Raw genomic sequence first — 17327 nt, forward strand, 5'->3', positions numbered from 1 at the left:
GCCGAAATGGATGCGCAAACTGCGGCGGCCGGCTGGTGCTATGTCGCGCATGCCGCGAGAGATTGCACACGGCGTCAAGCGCGATCCTGGCTTCGAGGGCGAAGATCGATCGCCAAAGTAAAGACAGCGCTCGAAATTTTTGCAGCGGCTGAACATCGATTGAGGTCGCAACAGGAACCTACCTGTTCGCGGCGCATTAGCCTTGATCATCCAATCCAAGCTATCCTCCAGGAGGCGTTTTTGCGGACGATGAATTCCGGCTCGTCAGCCCTCCAAAATGAGGCGACGATCCTCGATCTGATCCCAGCTTTGAGAGCTTTTGCGCGCACCTTCTGTAGAGACAAGACCGACGCAGACGATCTCGTGCAGGAAACTCTCCTCAAGGGCATCGCGCATATCGATCAGTTCGAGCCCGGCACGCGAATGAAGTCGTGGCTGTTCACGATCATGCGCAACACCTTCTACACAAAGCACAAGGTCTATATGCGCGAGGCGCCAGGAGCGACCGACTGCGCATCGGCCCGTTCAATCAGCTATGGCGACCAGGAATGGCATATCCGCAGCCAGGAGGTTCACGCCGCCATCGGCAAATTGCCGCCCCAGCAGCGCGAGGTCCTGGTGCTGATCGCCATCCTGGGCGTGAGCTATGAGGAAACAGCGAGCATTTGCGGTTGCGCCATCGGCACGATCAAAAGTCGGTTGAACCGAGCACGCATGTCATTGATTGAAGACCTGGGGGAAACGTCTCCAGCCGCCGCCGTGGACACTTCGTCCAATGTTGCGGTGCCTTCCTGGTCGTCCTCCAGCCGGCGCTAGGGCAATTCCAAGAAAAGTGCGCAGCGGTTTTCTGTCCGGAATTGCGTAAAACAATAAGTTGGAGCAGTTCGGCGATTCTATCAAACGCTGAACTGCTCCAAGTGCAAGAATGCATTACGCTTTTATGGAACAGACCGCCTGCCATCGAGTTAGTCGCAGACACACGATTGGAAACCCACAATGGAATACGCTGCCGAAACTCCCTCACCGGAAATCGTCGAACGGGAACGGTGCGCGGCCATGGCCGAGGCACAGGCAATGGAATTCGAACGCATCAAGATGTACCCGGTGGCGCGCGCGATGCGTGCCTTGGCGCGTCGCATCAAGGAGTCCGGCTTGCCGATGCGCTTCCAGTCGCAAACTGCTTCCGGCAGCATCGAACGTGCCGCCATTTGACGGCCGTGACTTGAGCGACCTCGCACCGATTTCGGCGAAGGCCATACACATTTGCGTCGACATGCAGCGGATGTTCGCGCCGCCGGGTCCTTGGGCTGTCGAATGGCTGCCCGCGATCCTGCCGCAGGTGCAGAGGCTGGTTGGCAAGCGGCCCGAAGCCACCATCTTCACCAGGTTCATCCCCGCGAGAAATCCCGGCGACGGCCACGGCCAGTGGAAGCAGTATTATGAGCGTTGGGCGCAAATGACGATCGCAAGGGCAGGCAAGGAAATGATCGAACTGTTGCCCGAGCTTGCCGTCCATCTGCCGCCGGCGCGCCTGTTCGACAAGCCGATCTATTCGCCATGGCTAAGCGGCGAACTGTCGGGCGTGCTCCAGTCCGAAGGCGTCGAAGAGATCATCGTCAGCGGTGGCGAGGCCGATATGTGCGTTCTGGCCACGCTGCTGGGCTCGATCGATCTGGGTTACCGCACCATCCTTGCCGAGGATGCCATCTGCAGCACGTCGGACGAGGCGTATGAGAACATCCTCAAGCTTTTCACCAAGCGCTACTCGCATCATGTCGAGGTGGCGCCGGTGGAAGCCATCCTCGAATGCTGGCAGTAGGCGACCCATTGATAGGCCGCGCCGTCTGAACGGCAAGCTCCATTTCCACCCGGGAACATTTCGCGGCGACCTCAGTGGTCGGACTTGAGCATGCCGACCCGAAAGAGATTAAGGTGAAGCTCGACCGTTGGAAAAGGAGACAGGACTCGAGAATTGAAGAGAGCAGGCGGCGAGAAATCAAGGAGTTATGGATGATGCGTTTTTTTCGAAATAACGGCCTGCTGATCACCGTCTTCGCCATCTTCGTTGCATGTCTGGTCGGCCAGGCAATCTCGGGCTATTTCGCCAGCCAACAGGACAGGGCGATGCATGGCTTGGCGAACCAGTCCTTTGCCTCGTTTCTCGGATCCGGTGAATTTCAGGAAAGCGTTTTCGAGAACTGGGAAAGCGAATTCCTGGAAAAATGGGCCTATGTTTTCCTCACCGCTTATCTGGTGCAGCGCGGTTCGGCAGAGTCCAGGGATCCCGATGCGGACTCACCGGAAAACGAAGATCCCGCCAGACATCGCGAAGAGCCTGATGCCCCCTGGCCGGTAAGGCGCGGTGGGATCATTCTCTGGCTCTATTCGCATTCGCTTGGAACAGCGCTCTTTCTGATCTTCGTCGCGACCTTCGTCTTCCATCTTTGGCAAAGCACGCGCCACGCGGCAGAAGAAGCCGCGCTGCATCACCAGCCGGCGGAGACCATTCTGGCGCATCTCGTTTCCGGGCAATTCTGGTTCGAAAGCTTTCAGAACTGGCAGAGCGAATTTCTGTCAACGGGCGTCCTGGTGCTGCTGGCAATCTGGCTGAGGGAGCGCGGCTCCCCGGAGAGCAAGCCTGTGCACGCGCCGCATGCGAAAACTGGCCATTGACAGCAGCGACCATCACTCGCCCCGATCGGCTGGTTGTATAGGCTGGCCTTTGTGCCCTCACTTGGGATAGACCCGGCCTGCATTCCTGTGTCACAAATGAGATCACAGGCCGGGCTTTGCGCCAGCTTCATCCGCGTGGGCTCATGGGCGAGCGTCATCCCGGTATGACCACCCGAACCGGAACCGATTTCGCCGCTGGCACGTGCGCCTTTTCGGCCCGATGCCAGAGCGGGATGAGCGGATTGAGCTCGGGATAATAGCCGGCGCAATCGCCGCGCGGAATTGAGTAGGGCGTAACGCGAAGACCGCGCACCCGTCGTTCGACACCGTCATCGGCCGCGGACTCCAGGTCGATCACCTCGCCGTCATGGAGGCCCAGCCGTTCGATATCGTGCGCGTTCATCAGCAGCACCATCCGCGTCCCGCTGATGCCGCGAAGGCGATCCCGGTAACCGTATATGGTGGTGTTGAACTGGTCGTTGGAGCGAACCGTGATCAGTGTCAGCGCATCCGACCGCGAGACGTCGATGTCGGGATCCGTTTCGAGCATCGTCGGCGGCTTGAAGTTCGCTTTCTTGTTGGGGGTCTGCCACACCCGCTTGGAGGCCTTGATGTCGCGATGAAAACCGCCCGGCACCAGGAAGCGTTTGTTAAAGTCCTTGAAGTGGTCTGGATAACAACGTTCGATTTCGTCGCGCACGCGCGAATAGTCGGCCACCCATTCATCCCAGGGAATTGAACTCCTTCCCGCGACCGTCGCCTTGGCGAGCTCGGCGACGATCTTTGGCTCGGAGAGCAGACTGGGTCCGGCCGGCGGGCGATAGCCGAAGGAACCGTGGATGCAGGCTGTGGAATCCTCCATCGAGACATGCTGCTCGCCGGTAGCCTGCAAATCCTTCTCGATGCGTGAGAGACAGGGCAGCAAATAGGTGACCGCTCCCGGTATCAGATGACTGCGGTTCAGTTTCGTGGCGATCTGGACATGCAATCTCAGGTGCCGCCAGGCGTCTTCGACAAGTCCGGTTTCCGGAACGGCCCGCACGAAGTTGCCGCCCAGTCCGATGAACCCCTTCACCGAGCCGTCGATCACGCCTTCGCATGTTTCGACCGTGTCGCGCCCTTTCTCGCGCGGCGGCTCGAAATTGTAGAATTCGGCGAACTTGTCGAGCGGGACAAGTTCCGGCTTTTCGGAAATGCCGACGGTGCGTTGGCCCTGGACGTTGGAGTGACCGCGAAGCGGCGACACGCCGGCGCCGGGCTTGCCGACATTGCCGCGCATCAGCAGCAGATTGCAAAGCATGTGGACGTTCTCGGTCCCGTGCCGGTGCTGCGTCAGGCCCATGCCGTAATTGCCGATGACCGCCGATGCCTTGCTGTAGATCTCAGCCACATGCTCCAGATCGGCGCGCGCAATGCCCGAACGCGCTTCGATCCTGTCCCACGATGTGCGGCGCAGATAGGCTTCGAACGCATCGAAGCCGTGTGTATGTTTCTCGATGAAAGCCGTGTCGAGGACACGCGGCGCGCCAGCATTCTTTGCCGCGTCGTCGAGCGCCAAAACGGCCTTCGCAATGCCCGTCATGGCGGCGATGTCGCCGCCGCCGCGAATCTGGAAGAAGTCGCTCGACATCCTGGTGCCGGCGCCCGGCGAAAGCATTTCAACTGGGCTCTGTGGATTCTTGAAGCGCTTCAGGCCGCGCTCCGGCAGCGGATTGAAGGTGATGACGGGTATGCCGCGCTGGCGCGCTTCCTCGATCGGGTGAAGCAATCGCGGCGCGCTCACGCCGGTGTTGTGGCCAAAGAAGAACATCAGGTCGCAATGGCCGAAGTCCTCCAATTGCACGGTGCCGACCGGCGAGCCGATGGACTCGGGCAGGCCGACCGAAGTCGACTCGTGGCACATGTTGGAGGAGTCCGGCAGATTGCCCGAGCCGTAGATGCGCGCGAAAAGCTGATACATGAACGACGCCTCGAGCGAGGCGCGGCCCGAGGTGTAGAACACGACCGATCTCGGATCGAGCTTGCGGAGCTCCTCGCCGATGTCGCGGAACGCGGCCTCCCACCCGACCGGCTCATATTTGTCGGTGACCTCATTGTAGCGCATCGGTTCGAGCAGCCGGCCCTGCTTCTCAAGGTCGTGATCGGGCCAATCGAGCAGCTCGTTGACGGAGTGGGCGGCGAAGAACTCCGGGCCGCAGCGCCGTTTCGTCTGGTCCCAGATCGTGGCCTTGGCGCCGTTCTCGCAGAATTCGAACGGGCGCGGCTCGGCCGGCTTCGCCCAGGAGCAGGAGACGCACATATAGCCGTCGGCCTTGTTCTGCTTGAGCAGCGTGCTCCAGATGCCCGACATCAGCAAGCCTTCGCCGCGTGCCTTGCGGATCAATGATTTGAGGGATCCCCATCCGCCGGTCGGATGGTTGTACTTGCGGATTTCGACATGATCGGTGGTGGAGGGATTCATGGTGGAGCTCGGCTCGTATTTGCTTTGATCTCCAACCCGCACGGTTTCACAATGTTCCAGCCTCCACCGCCATGAAGATGCCGCTGACGGCGGAACAACACCGGATCGCCGCTGTTTACCGAAACAGGTGGAAGAAGATAAAAAGCCGGAGCGACGGTTGATGGCCAATGACGAGTTGCCGGGAGTGCTGGCGACGCTGCCTGTGATCGACGCAAAGGCGGAGCCGACGCTGAAGAGCGCCGAAGCGGAAGCCTTCTATACGCACGCGATCCGCGAACTTGCTGCCACCGACATCCCTTTCCTGGTCGCCGGAACCTACGCCGTCAGCGCCTATACCGGCGTCGTGCGCCAGACCAAGGACCTCGATATCTTCTGCAAGGCCGGTGATTGCCCGCGTATCCTCGCCCATTTCAAGGATATCGGCTACGCGGTCGAGATCGAGGACGACCGCTGGCTGGGGAAGGTCTTTGAAGGCCCGCATTTCTTCGATGTGATCTTTGCTTCCGCCAACGGCACCATGCAGGTCGAGGACCAGTGGCTGGAGAATGCCCGCCAGGTCGAGCTCTTGGGCAACCGGGTCCGCATCATCGGGCCGACCGAGCTCATCTGGTCGAAATGCTTCATCCAGGACAGGGGCCGGCATGACGGCGCCGACATCGCCCACACCATCCTCAAGGCGCATGAGCAGATCGACTGGCAAAGATTGCTGTCCTATCTCGACACCCACTGGGAGGTGCTCTTGATGCAGGTGCTGAATTTCCGGTGGATCTATCCCAGTGAACGCGACCACATTCCCGACTGGCTGCTGGACAATCTGGTCGAGCGGCTCGCCAGGCAGCGGCAATTGCCTCCGCCGAGGATGAAGATCTGCCGTGGCCGCCTGCTGTCGCAGGTCGACTATGAGATCGACGTCAAGGAATGGGGTTTTGCGGGGGTCGGCGGCGTTGGAGAATTCCGCGATGGCTGAACGAAGCAAGGCAGACCGCAAAGCGAGCGGCAAAGTCAAAGTCGCTGCCGTGGGCGATCTGCATGTCCAGGAAGATGCGCAGACGTCCTACCGCGATCTGTTCGGCGAGGTTTCGCGCGAGGCCGACATCCTCGTGCTTACCGGCGATCTCACCAATCTCGGCAAGCCCAAAGAGGCCGAGCTTCTCGCCGAGGACCTGCGGGCCTGCTCGATCCCCGTCGTCGCCGTACTCGGCAACCACGATTACGAATCCGGCTGCGTCGACCAGATCGCGGCGACGCTCCGCCAGGCCGGCATCTATCTCCTCGACGGGCAGGCGACGGAACTGATGGATGTCGGCTTTGTCGGCGTCAAGGGTTTTGTCGGCGGCTTCGGCTCGAGGATGCTCGGCTCTTTCGGCGAGCCGGCAATCAAGGCCATGGTGGCCGAGAGCGTCAATGAAGCGATGCGGCTGGAGAACGCCATGCGACAGGTCCGCGCCAAGCGCACGCTGGTGGTTCTTCACTATGCGCCGATCCCGGAGACGGTCGCCGGCGAGCCGCCGGAAATCTTCCCGTTCCTCGGATCATCCCGCCTTGCCGAAACGATCGACCGGTTCAAGGTGAGCGCCGTCGTGCATGGCCATGCGCATCGCGGCAGCTATGAGGGCCAGACCCCCGGCGGCGCCAAGGTCTACAATGTCGCCATGCACATCACGAAGCCGACGGGCCGGCCCTACGCGCTGCTCGAAATCTGAACTGGCTGGCGACCGCACCTAGACCTCGTCGAAACGACTGCCTTCCTTGGAAGGATCCTTCGACAGGACGCGTTCCTCCTCGTCGTCGGGCAAGGCTTCGTCGCTGTCCTGGAAGGGGTTGTCGTCATCTTCCTCGGGAAGATCTCCTTCCGCTTCGGCGTCATCCTGCGGGTCGCCGTTTACGGCAACGCTGTCCGGCAGGATTCTGCCGCCCTCAAGAGCGTCCCAATCCTGCTGCTCGATGGTCGGGGCTTCGGTTTCTTCGGTCTTTGCCGGCCGCTGTTTGTCGCGCGGGTCCATGACGTTCTCCAATACTAAGCTTCGACTGGAGAACCCGCCGCAAGATGAGTTGTTCCGCTTCTTGTTCGCCACGGAACGCCGTCGACCGGGAACGGCAGCGCGCCTTGTGACTTATCGTGCGGAACCGGGAACTTTCATGCCTCGCAAGCTCGATCTCAGAAGCGGCACACCCGTCTGGGCTGCCTATCGCTCAACTGCGGTGCCGGCAGACCGCCTGACCCGAGATGTAAAAACCGACATCCTGATCGTCGGCATGGGCATCAGCGGCGCGATGATGGCCGAAGCGCTGACCCGCGATGGCCATTCCGTGATTTGCATCGACAGGCGCGGGCCGCTGAAAGGGTCGACGGCAGCCACGACGGCGCTTGTCCAGTTCGAGATCGATCAACCGCTCATCAGGCTGTCCCGGATGATCGGAGGCGATGCCGCTCGACAGGCTTGGCGGCGCTCGCGACTGTCGCTGCTCAACCTGCGCGGACGCATCGCGGAACTCGATATCCGCTGCCGGGCGGCGGATACGCCATCGCTTTACCTGACCGGCAATAGGCTCGATGCGTCGGACCTGCGCCGCGAGGCGGAGGCACGCCGCGAGGCGGGCATTGGAGCGTGCTTGCTAACACGAAAAAAGCTGAGAGAGGATTTCGGGATAGGTCGCGCCGCAGCAATTCTGAGCCATGACAATCTGGCGCTCGATCCGCGCAAATTGACGTCCGGACTGCTGAGCGCGGCCCTGCAACGCAAGGCGCGGTTCTATGCGCAGGCGGAAGCGACTGCGATCAAGGACAATCGGCTCGGCGTGACGGTGGCGACCCGAGCAGGCCCTGTGATCAAGGCGCGCCATCTTATTCTCACAACCGGATACGAACTGCTCGACATCGTGCCGAATACCGGCCATCGCATCATCTCTACATGGGCGATCGCGACGCGCCCGCAGCCGAAAAAACTCTGGCCGCTCGCCGCCATGATCTGGGAGGCTTCCGATCCCTACCTCTATCTCAGGGCCACATCCGACGGCCGCGTGATCTGCGGCGGCGAAGACGAGGAGTTCACCGACGAGGAACGGCGCGACGCCCTGACCGCGCAAAAGACGGATCGCCTTGAGCAGAAACTCGGGAAGATGTTCCCGCAACTGGACACAGCGGCGAACTTCGCCTGGGCAGGCTCATTCGGCGCCACCGGAACCGGACTGCCGATCATCGGCGGCGTGCCGGGGCATCCGCGCGTTCATGCGGTGATGGGCTATGGCGGAAACGGGATCATCTTTTCCCAGATCGCGTCCGAGATCATCTCGGCGTCCATCGCCGGCAAAGATGATGCGGACGCAAGTCTGTTCGCGTTCAAGACATGATCCTCCAGACTTTGTAGCCGCCGGCAGGTTAGGCTACTCGATCTGCTCGAACGTGCACTGGCGCGGCGCTTTGTCGGGTCGCCAGCGCAAGAGCCTGGTGCCGTGGCGGAAGCGGTCGCCGGTGACATGGTCGAAACGAACCTCGACCACCAGTTCCGGCTTCACCGCCTCCCATTCGCCGCTGCGCTCCGTGCTCCAGCGGCTCGGTCCGCCGGGGGCCTTGCCGGTGAAACCCGGCCCTCCGCGCAACGCCTCGAGCTTCGTCGTGAGCGCGGCGCGGCTCTCATTGGCAATGGTCGATGTGAAGCCGACATGATCGAGCTGCCCTTGGTCGTTGTAGAGGCCGAGCAGCAACGATCCTACCTGCCGCTTGCCGTTCAGATAGCGGAAGCCGCCGACCACACAGTCCGCCGTGCGCAGCCGCTTGACCTTGACCATCGCGCGCTCGCCTGGCCGATAAGGCCCGTCGAGCATCTTGGCGACGACACCGTCGGTCGAGCCGTGGCCGGCGCCTTGCAGCCATTGCCTGGCGGTGGCGACACTGGTGGTGGATGGCGACAGCCGGAGCCCGGCAGAGGGTACTTTTGCCAGGAAGGCCGCCAAAGCGTTACGCCGATCGCCCAAGGGGCGTTCGAGCGTGATCTTGCCGCCCGGGGCGACGAGCATATCGAAGAGGATCAACTGCGCCGGCGTCTCGATGCTCAGCTTGCGGATGCGGCTCTCGGCCGGGTGCAGCCGCATCTGCAACGCGTCAAAGGAAGCGCGACTGTCGATCTCGATGACGATCTCGCCGTCGACGACGAAATCCCCGGCATCGAGGCTTTGCATCGTCGCGATCAATTCGGGAAAGTAGCGGCCAAGCGGCTTGCCCGACTTCGCCCTTAGATCGACCGCCTTGCCGTCCTTGAAGGCAAGACAACGAAATCCATCCCATTTCGGCTCATAAAGCCAAGGGCCATTTCCCTCCGGCAACACTTCCGCCGTTCGCGCTTCCATCGGTGGCGTGTCCAAGGGCAACGGGAAGCCGCTGTCTCGTGCCGTTACCATCGCTCTTCCGTGTCATGGTGTGGCAGGTCGATGCCGCAGCAGACCCAGCCGAGCCGCTGCGAGGAACCGTAATTGTGTCGCGGCTCAAGCTCGGCCGGATCGTCGAAGGTCCCGATATGCATCGCGATTTCCTGCGGGTTCGCGTCATAGGCAAGGGTAAGAGGCGTACCGCAGGATTGGCAGAAACTTCTCCGGGCGATTGGCGACGAGCGGCGACAGGTCGGTTCCACGGTCAGCCACGAGAGGCCGGCGACAGGCATCCAGCCAAGCACGGCGAAGGCGCTCCCGGTCGCGCGACGGCACATATCGCAGTGGCAATAATGCACGCGTGGCTCGCCGGTCAGGCGGTAACGGATGTTCCCGCACAGGCACCCGCCATATCGCTCGACGGCTGCGTTTCGCGTAAAGACGTCCGGTTGTTCCATCAAGTTTGAACGCCTGATCGAAGATGCGGTTTCGGTAGCGCAGGATTTCACGCGTCAAGATCGATCAGGGCGATGCCGAGGGCTGGTCGTTTCGTGCGCCGCAAATGCACAGGCGATTCCGTCACCGTGACTTCGAGTGTCGGCTTCACCAGGCCTTCGAGCAGATGTCCGCCGCGGGTCGATCCATCGCTCAAGCCAAGAACGGCATGGAGATGCAAGCTCGCCTTGCCGCTGTCGTCGACGGCGATGTCGCCGATCGCGCTCAGCACCTCGCATTGTTCGGCGACCGGGATCTTGCGGTAGGATTTCGATTGGAAGTCGAACCAGCCAACCGTCGCTTTTTCAAACGCGCCGATCGCCGTCAGGGAGGCGCCGGCAATTCCCTTCTGACCGGCAAATTCGGTGAGAGAGGCGAAGGCTTCCTCGCCCGGATCGAGCACGACCACGAATGTCCTTTGCCCGGGGGTCTCTGCGACCAGTTTCGATTTCATGATGCCCTTTGGATGTGCCGGTGGCTCTTGGGCAAGAACTCCTAATCAGGACGCATGTTCCAGTTTGTCGAGAGACCCAAGCGACGATCCAGCCGTCAACGGCGGAGTCACGCTTCCGTGAAGTGCCGCGGGTTTTGGGGTGGCCAATGGGAACATTGGCCTCGTTGAAAGGTTAGCGCACGGACCCAGCCAGCCCAGGAGCGAGCCATGTCCCAGCCATCAGCCCTATCCAATAATGGTCTCAGTCGAAGGCGTTTCATGGCAGGTTCGGTGTCGGCGGCCGCGACTGCGCCTTTGCTTGCTTCGCATGCACGGGCCGAAGCGCCGAGTGCAGCCCAGCCGAAACTGAGGCAACCGGCCGTCACGTCGTTGCGGATCAACAGGCAGGCTTATGAGCTGTCGCTCGATACGAGAACCAGCCTGCTCGATGCCTTGCGGGACCATGTCGGACTGACCGGCACCAAGAAGGGCTGCGACCATGGCCAATGCGGCGCGTGCACGGTGCTGGTCGACGGCAAGCGCGTGCTGTCCTGTCTGAGCTTCGCCGTGATGAACGACGGCAAGGACATCACGACGGTCGAAGGGCTCGCCTCCAGCGATGGCAAGTTGCATCCGATGCAGCAGGCCTTCATCGACCATGATGCTTTCCAGTGCGGCTATTGCACGCCGGGACAGATCCTGTCGGCGATCGGCTGCGTGAATGAGGGTCACGCGGAATCCGAGGATGACATCCGCGAATATATGAGCGGCAACATCTGTCGCTGCGCCGCCTATCCCAACATTGTCGCCGCTGTCCTGCAGGCACGCGATCAGATGAAGGGAGCGTGACATGCACCCCTTCGTCTACGAACAGCCGACCGACATTTCCGCTGCGGTCGCGATCGCCTCACGCTTCACCACCAACGACGACCAGCCGACACGCGCGAATGCGCAGTTCATCGCCGGCGGCACCAATCTTGCCGACTATATGAAGCTCGGCGTTGCCGAGCCGAACCGGCTGCTCGACCTCAACCGGCTTGCCGACCCTGGTCTCAGGCAAATCCGGGCCACCGATAATGGTATCCGCTTCGGCGCCCTGGTGCGGATGGGCGAGGCCGCCGACCATGCGGAGGTCAAGCGCCGCTATCCGGTCATTGCCGACAGCCTGCGGCTGGCCGCGAGCGGCCAGATCCGCAACATGGCGAGCCTCGCCGGCAATATCCTGCAGCGCACGCGCTGCGAATATTTTCGCGAGACGTCCTGGCACTGCAACAAGCGCGTGCCCGGTTCGGGTTGCGCGGCAATGGAAGGTTTCAATCGGCAGCACGCGGTGCTCGGCGCGAGCGACGCCTGCATCGCCACCTATCACGGCGATTTCGCCCAGGCGCTGATCGCGCTCGATGCCGTCGTTCATGCCGAAGGCTCGCGCGGGACGCGAAAGCTGCCATTCGCGAAGTTGCATCGGCAGCCCGGCGACACGCCTTATATCGAGACCGACCTTGCGGCCGACGAGATCGTCAGCGCCATCGAAGTACCCGCTATCCCGTGGGCGCGGCGCTCGCTCTATCTGAAGATCCGCGACCGCGAATCCTATGCCTTTGCGCTGGCTTCAGCCGCCATTGCGCTCGATCTCGACGGCGACAATGTTCGTGAAGCGCGCATCGCGTTGGGCGGCGTGGCGACGGTGCCTTGGCGCGCCCGCGCGGCCGAAGAAGCCCTGCAAGGCAAGAAGCTGGACGAGGCATCGGCAAGAGTTGCGGCGGATGCCGCCTTCGCCGAAGCACAACCGCGCCAGCACAACGCATTCAAGATCGAACTCGGCAAGCGAACGCTGGTGCGCGCGCTGCTCGAAGCCCGCGACATGGAGATGTGACCATGGACACAGCTGCTCCAAGACCCAAAGAGAACCAGGGCGCACCGCTGCCGCGGGTCGATGCGCGCCTGAAAGTCACCGGTCAGGCGCACTATCCCGCCGACTTGCCCACCGCCAACATCGCCTATGGCGCGCTGGCCGCCAGCAGCATCGCCAGAGGCAAGGTGACGAAGCTCGATCTGGACAAAGCCCGCGCGGTGCCCGGCCTGCTCGACATCATCACCTATGGCGACATGGACAAGGTCGACAAACCGAAATTCGGCAATTCCGGCGCCACCTCGATCGGCCCATTGCACGACCGTACGATCTTCCATGACGGGCAGATCATCGCGCTTGCCGTCGCCGAGACTTTCGAAGCGGCTGAAGAGGCGGCGCAGCTGATCCGCGCCGAGTATGAGGACGACAAGCCAACCGCGAGCTTCGACAGCCCCGGCACGAAAACCGTCCCGGCGGCCGGCAAGAGCCCATTGTTCAAGGAGGACGTCAAGGCAGGCGATTTCGACGCGGCTTACGCCGCCGCAGCGGTCAAGATCGACCAGCGTTATTCGACGCCTACCCAGCACCACAATCCGATCGAGTTGTTTTCAACGACCGCGTTCTGGGAAGGCGACCAGCTTGTCGTGCACGAGGCCTCGCAGAACGTCACCGGCTGGAAAGTCGAGCTCGCCCGGCAATTGAAGATCGATCCCGGCAAGGTGCGCATAATCAGCCCTTTCATCGGCGGCGCCTTCGGCTCGAAGGGACCGATGACGCCGCGCACCGCGATCGTGGCTGTTGCCGCCAAGCGGCTCGGACGTCCGGTGCGTTGCGTGACCAGCCGCATGCAGGCTTTCGGCATTCAGACCTATCGGGCCGAAACGCGGCACCGCATCCGCATCGGCGCCGGCAAGGACGGCCGCATCACCGCTTTCGCGCATGAGGGCTGGGAGGTTACGTCGCGGCCGGACCTTTATGTCGTCGGCGGTACCTCGGCGACTGGCCGGATGTATGACTACGGTTCGGTGCTGACGCATGTCTCGCTGGTGCAGGCCGACCGCAACACGCCTGGCTATATGCGCTCGCCACCCGAAACCCCGTACGTCTACGCGCTGGAGAACGCCATGGACGAAATGGCGGTGGCGCTCGGCATGGATCCGGTCGAGTTCCGTCGCATCAATGAGCCGAAGACGGAGCCGATCGGCAAGAAACCGTTCTCCAGCCGCTCGCTGACCCAATGCTACGATCAGGCGGCGGAAGCGTTCGGATGGGCCAAGCGAGATCCCAAGGTCGGCGCGATGCGCGACGGCGACTGGCTGATCGGCATGGGCTGCGCCACGGCCATCTATCCGACAGCGGTAGCGCCATGCGCGGCACGAGTGCGCCTCACAGCCGACGGCGAAGTTCGGGTGCAATGCGGTTCGCACGAGATCGGCACCGGCGTGCGCACCGTGGCCGCTCAGATGGCGTCGGAGCGCCTCGGCGTCGGCATCGACAAGATCAGCGTCGAAATGGGCGACAGCAGCTTGCCTCCGGCTCCGGTCTCAGGCGGGTCGATCTCCACGGCCAGTGTCTGCTCGGCGGTGCTCAAGGCATGCGACGCGATCCGCACCAAGCTCTATGCCGCCGCGACCGCCGAGGGTGGTCCGCTGGCCGGCTCCCATAATGAGGACTTCGACCTCGCCGACGGAAAGATCATGGCAAAGGGCGGTGCGTCGGCCAAGGTCGAGGACGTCCTGAAGACCATGCAGGTCGGCGCCATCGAGGAATATGTCGAGTTTGCGCCGAAGGGCGCGACGCCCGAGGCGCTGAAGAAGCTCTATGCCGGCACGCCGGAGTTCCATGGCGCGGACCAGGACGAGGACTCCGTCAAATACGCCTTTGGCGCCGAATTCGTCGAGGTCCGCATCAACCACTATACCAGGGAAATCCGCGTGCCGCGCATCGTTGGCGCCTTTGCCGCCGGCCGCATCATGAACACGCGCACCGCGCGCAGCCAGTTGATGGGCGGCATGATCTGGGGCATCGGCCAGGCGCTGCACGAGGCGACCGAAGTCGACAGTCGCTATGCCCGCTATGTGAACCGCGACCTGCAGGACTACCTCGTCCCGGTCAATGCCGACATCAAGGACCTGCAGGTGATCCTGGTGCCGGAGGTCGATCACGCCGTTAATCCGGCCGGGGTGAAAGGCCTCGGCGAGCTCGGCAATGTCGGCACGGCCGCGGCCGTCGCGAGCGCGGTCTACCATGCGACCGGCAAGCGCATCCGCGACCTGCCGATCAGGATAGAGCAACTGCTCGCCTGACCACGTCGGATGCAACTGCTCGCCTGACCATGTCGGGATGAAGATCTCCCCGGGAGAGACCAATGTTTCACATTGGCATATGGATGCTGCCTGTCGCGGGCATTCCTCTCATCCTCATTCTGATGTGGATGTACTTTCTCGCCAGGCGCCGAAGCCGACGGTTGGCGAGGAACAGCAGCGAGCCGCCGCAGGCGACGGTGCGGAGCAACGATAGGGAAAGCTGAGAGCCTGGCCCCAAATCTATTTAGCTCGCAGGCAGGGCATAGGCGATGACTTCGTCGCCGACTTTCGTCTCCATGAAATGATGCCCGCCGGGCGCGATGACGATGTATTGCCTGCCATCGACCTCATAGGTCATCGGCGTCGTCTGGCCGCCGGCAGGAAGGTCGGCATGCCATACTTCCTTGCCCGTCTTGATGTCGATGGCGCGCAGCTTGTTGTCGGTGGTCGCGGCGATGAAGATCAGGCCGCCCGCCGTGACCAAAGGACCGCCATTGTTCGGCGTTCCAATGGTTAGCGGCAGCATGGAAGGAAGGCCGAAGGGCCCGTTGTTGTCGGCGCTGCCGAGCGGCTCGTCCCACAGCGTCCTGCCGGTCTTGAGATCGATCGCGCGGATATGACCATAGGGCGGCTTCGAGCACAGCAGGCCCGTTGGCAAGCGCCAGCCGGCATTGACGGCAATGGCGTATGGCGATCCGGCTTGCGGATCGCCGATGTCCTTCACCTTTTTCGGGCTGCCGCCCTTGTCTATCGGCTTGAAGCCCATCTGGTCGGCCTTCTCGCGCGGGATCAACTGATTGTAGTTCGGCATGTCGTTGTAATTGGCGATCAGCACCCCGCTGTCGGTGTCGACGGCGATGCTGCCCCAGTCCGAGCCGCCATTGTAGCCGGGATATTCGATGAAGGGCCGGTCGACCGTCGGCGGCGTGTACTCGCCCTGATAGGAGGCGCGATGGAACTGGATGCGGCAGTAGAGCTGATCCAGCGGGCTCATGCCCCACATGTCCTTTTCGGTCAGCACCGGTTGGTCGAGATGCGCGTAGCCTGAATAGGGCTGCGTCTTGGAGAGCTTGTCCGGTTCGACGCCGCCCGAGGGCACATTATGCTCCTCGACCGGGAAGAGCGGCTTGCCGGTCTTGCGGTCGAGCACGTAGATCTGGCCCTGCTTGCTGGGCACGATGATGGCGGCGATCTTGCCGGTCACGGTCGGGAAATCGACGAGCGTCGGCTGTGAGCCGAGGTCGTAGTCCCAAAGATCGTGGTGCACCGTCTGGAAATGCCAGGCCGGCTTGCCGGTCGTGACGTCGATGGCGACGATCGATGAATTGAACTGGTTCTCGAAATCCTTGCGATCGACACCATAGTAGTCGACGGCGGCATTGCCGAGCGGCAGGTAGACATAGCCGAGTTGCGGATCGGCGGCCGCGACGGTCCACATGTTCGGGGTGCCACGCGTGTAGGTATCGCCGGCAGGCGGCGCGCCCGCCCGATCGGGATGTCCCATGTCCCATGCCCAGGCGAGCTTGCCGGTGGTGGCGTCATAGCCGCGGACGACGCCCGAAGGCGCGTTCTCGGCCTGGCCATCCTTGACCTGCGCACCGACGACCGCGATACCGCGCACGATGGTTGGCGGCGCGGTGACAGAATACCAACCGGGGACCGTCTCGCCGATGCCTTGCGTGAGGTCGACGACGCCCTGCTGGCCGAAGTCCGTGCAGGGTTTGCCGGTCTTGGCATCGATGGCGATCAGGCGCGCGTCCAGTGTTCCGATGAGAATCCTTGTCGCGCAGGCTTGATCCGCCTTGGCGCCCGGCACGGCGAAATAGGCAACACCGCGACAGCTCGCGCCATAGGGTATGGCGTCGTCGGGGACCTTCGGGTCGTAACGCCATTCTTCCTTGCCGCTGCGGGCATCGGCGGAAATGATGATGTCCTTGGCCGAGCAGGCATAGAGATAGCCGCCGATCTCGAGCGGCGTGTTTTCGGGCGAGTAGAGGTCCTTGGTCGCTTCGTTCGGCATGTCGCCGGTGTGGAAGGACCAGGCGCGGGTGAGCTTGGAAACATTGGCCGCGGTGATCTGGTTCAGCGGCGAATAGCGCTTCCCCAGTTCCGATCCGCCATAGACCGGCCAGTCATTGCCGGCCTGATGGGTCGCGGTGTCCGGCGAGGCCGACGTTCCGTTCGGCGCGGGCTGCGCGGCAGGCGCCGGCTGTTGCGCCGGTGACTGCGCCAAGGCATCGATGTGCAGGAAGGTGAACGCGCCCAGCGCAATGACCGGCAGCAGCAGGCTTGTCACATAGGCGGCGTTCCTGCTGCCTCGGCTGCCGATGTCGCGGAAGGCCGGAACGGCAAGCAGGACGAAGATGAGGATGATCGTGGGAGCCAAGACGCGAGGCATCAGCGCCCAGCCGTCGAGACCGACCTCCCAATAGGCCCAGGCAAGCGTTGCGAGCCATGTCAGGACGTAAAGCCAGACACCGGCCATATTTCCTGCGAGCAGCAGAATGCCCGCGAGCAGCAATGCAATGCCGGCGGGCAGATAATACCAGGAGCCGCCGAGCGCGACGAGCCAGGCGCCACCGCAGCCGATCAGCAGGCCGAGAACGACCAATAGGATGCCGACCAGCGCTCTCCACCAGTAGGCGACGCCGCGATGGCCCAGAGGACGACGGGGGTTGTTTGCAGCGGCGTCGGTCATGGCATTTTCCAGCGTGAAACAGATCGTGATATCTGGCGAACGCATGC

The 17327-nt window shown here is 62.5% G+C and carries 16 protein-coding genes; 10 read left to right on the forward strand and 6 right to left on the reverse strand.

Going from position 1 to position 17327, the window contains the following annotated elements; genetic code table 11:
- Positions 1–249: 249 nt before the first annotated feature.
- From FJ417_RS16880 to FJ417_RS16890, 4 genes are all read left to right on the forward strand, one after another.
- Positions 250–816 (forward strand): sigma-70 family RNA polymerase sigma factor, encoded by a 567-nt coding sequence (locus FJ417_RS16880; protein ID WP_226892236.1) that lies wholly within the window; start codon positions 250–252, stop codon positions 814–816.
- A gap of 180 nt (positions 817–996) precedes the next feature.
- Positions 997–1212 (forward strand): hypothetical protein, encoded by a 216-nt coding sequence (locus FJ417_RS33550; protein ID WP_246687480.1) that lies wholly within the window; start codon positions 997–999, stop codon positions 1210–1212.
- A gap of 10 nt (positions 1213–1222) precedes the next feature.
- Complete coding sequence (locus tag FJ417_RS16885) at positions 1223–1819, forward strand: isochorismatase family cysteine hydrolase (RefSeq protein ID WP_226892177.1); 597 nt, start codon at positions 1223–1225, stop codon at positions 1817–1819.
- 194 nt (positions 1820–2013) lie between these two features.
- On the forward strand, positions 2014–2673 hold the full coding sequence (locus FJ417_RS16890; RefSeq protein ID WP_140784335.1) for a DUF6766 family protein: 660 nt from the start codon (positions 2014–2016) through the stop codon (positions 2671–2673).
- 154 nt (positions 2674–2827) lie between these two features.
- Here the strand turns inward: FJ417_RS16890 and FJ417_RS16895 are convergent, their stop codons facing one another.
- Positions 2828–5134 carry an FdhF/YdeP family oxidoreductase gene (locus FJ417_RS16895; RefSeq protein WP_140784259.1) on the reverse strand — a complete coding sequence of 769 codons (2307 nt, stop codon included), beginning with the start codon at positions 5132–5134 and terminating at the stop codon, positions 2828–2830.
- A gap of 160 nt (positions 5135–5294) precedes the next feature.
- On the opposite strand from FJ417_RS16895, the gene FJ417_RS16900 reads away from it, so the two are divergent.
- Together FJ417_RS16900 and FJ417_RS16905 are read left to right on the forward strand one after the other, a co-directional pair.
- Positions 5295–6101, forward strand: coding sequence for a nucleotidyltransferase family protein (locus tag FJ417_RS16900; RefSeq protein ID WP_140640594.1), 807 nt, complete (start codon positions 5295–5297; stop codon positions 6099–6101).
- Entirely contained in the window at positions 6094–6837 is a 744-nt protein-coding gene (locus FJ417_RS16905) for a metallophosphoesterase (RefSeq protein WP_140784260.1), read from the forward strand. The genes FJ417_RS16900 and FJ417_RS16905 overlap by 8 nt, the downstream gene beginning before the upstream one ends.
- An 18-nt stretch (positions 6838–6855) precedes the next feature.
- Here the strand turns inward: FJ417_RS16905 and FJ417_RS16910 are convergent, their stop codons facing one another.
- Positions 6856–7137 carry a hypothetical protein gene (locus tag FJ417_RS16910; RefSeq protein ID WP_140640590.1) on the reverse strand — a complete coding sequence of 94 codons (282 nt, stop codon included), beginning with the start codon at positions 7135–7137 and terminating at the stop codon, positions 6856–6858.
- 136 nt (positions 7138–7273) lie between these two features.
- Here FJ417_RS16910 and FJ417_RS16915 point away from each other — a divergent pair, with 136 nt between their 5' ends.
- Positions 7274–8485, forward strand: a complete 1212-nt coding sequence (locus tag FJ417_RS16915; protein ID WP_140784261.1) for an FAD-binding oxidoreductase — start codon at positions 7274–7276, stop codon at positions 8483–8485.
- Between the two features lie 33 nt (positions 8486–8518).
- On the opposite strand, the gene FJ417_RS16920 is transcribed toward FJ417_RS16915, so the two are convergent.
- From FJ417_RS16920 to FJ417_RS16930, 3 genes are read right to left on the reverse strand one after another with little or no spacing between them, the layout of a single operon-like run.
- Positions 8519–9532 (reverse strand): ATP-dependent DNA ligase, encoded by a 1014-nt coding sequence (locus tag FJ417_RS16920; protein ID WP_140784262.1) that lies wholly within the window; start codon positions 9530–9532, stop codon positions 8519–8521.
- Complete coding sequence (locus FJ417_RS16925) at positions 9526–9957, reverse strand: GFA family protein (protein ID WP_140784263.1); 432 nt, start codon at positions 9955–9957, stop codon at positions 9526–9528. Before FJ417_RS16925 ends, FJ417_RS16920 begins: the two co-directional genes overlap by 7 nt.
- Before the next feature lie 47 nt (positions 9958–10004).
- Positions 10005–10448, reverse strand: coding sequence for a PPC domain-containing DNA-binding protein (locus FJ417_RS16930; protein ID WP_140784264.1), 444 nt, complete (start codon positions 10446–10448; stop codon positions 10005–10007).
- Positions 10449–10706: 258 nt separating this feature from the next.
- On the opposite strand from FJ417_RS16930, the gene FJ417_RS16935 reads away from it, so the two are divergent.
- From FJ417_RS16935 to FJ417_RS16945, 3 genes are read left to right on the forward strand one after another with little or no spacing between them, the layout of a single operon-like run.
- Positions 10707–11276: a (2Fe-2S)-binding protein gene (locus FJ417_RS16935; protein ID WP_181175250.1), complete on the forward strand. Its 570-nt coding sequence runs from the start codon at positions 10707–10709 to the stop codon at positions 11274–11276.
- 1 nt (position 11277) lies between these two features.
- Complete coding sequence (locus FJ417_RS16940; protein ID WP_140784265.1) at positions 11278–12300, forward strand: xanthine dehydrogenase family protein subunit M; 1023 nt, start codon at positions 11278–11280, stop codon at positions 12298–12300.
- 2 nt (positions 12301–12302) lie between these two features.
- Positions 12303–14582: a xanthine dehydrogenase family protein molybdopterin-binding subunit gene (locus tag FJ417_RS16945; RefSeq protein WP_140784266.1), complete on the forward strand. Its 2280-nt coding sequence runs from the start codon at positions 12303–12305 to the stop codon at positions 14580–14582.
- 244 nt (positions 14583–14826) lie between these two features.
- On the opposite strand, the gene FJ417_RS16950 is transcribed toward FJ417_RS16945, so the two are convergent.
- Positions 14827–17280: a membrane-bound PQQ-dependent dehydrogenase, glucose/quinate/shikimate family gene (locus FJ417_RS16950; protein ID WP_140784267.1), complete on the reverse strand. Its 2454-nt coding sequence runs from the start codon at positions 17278–17280 to the stop codon at positions 14827–14829.
- Positions 17281–17327: the final 47 nt, after the last annotated feature.

It is taken from the genome of Mesorhizobium sp. B3-1-7 (assembly GCF_006439385.1).
GTDB lineage: Bacteria > Pseudomonadota > Alphaproteobacteria > Rhizobiales > Rhizobiaceae > Mesorhizobium.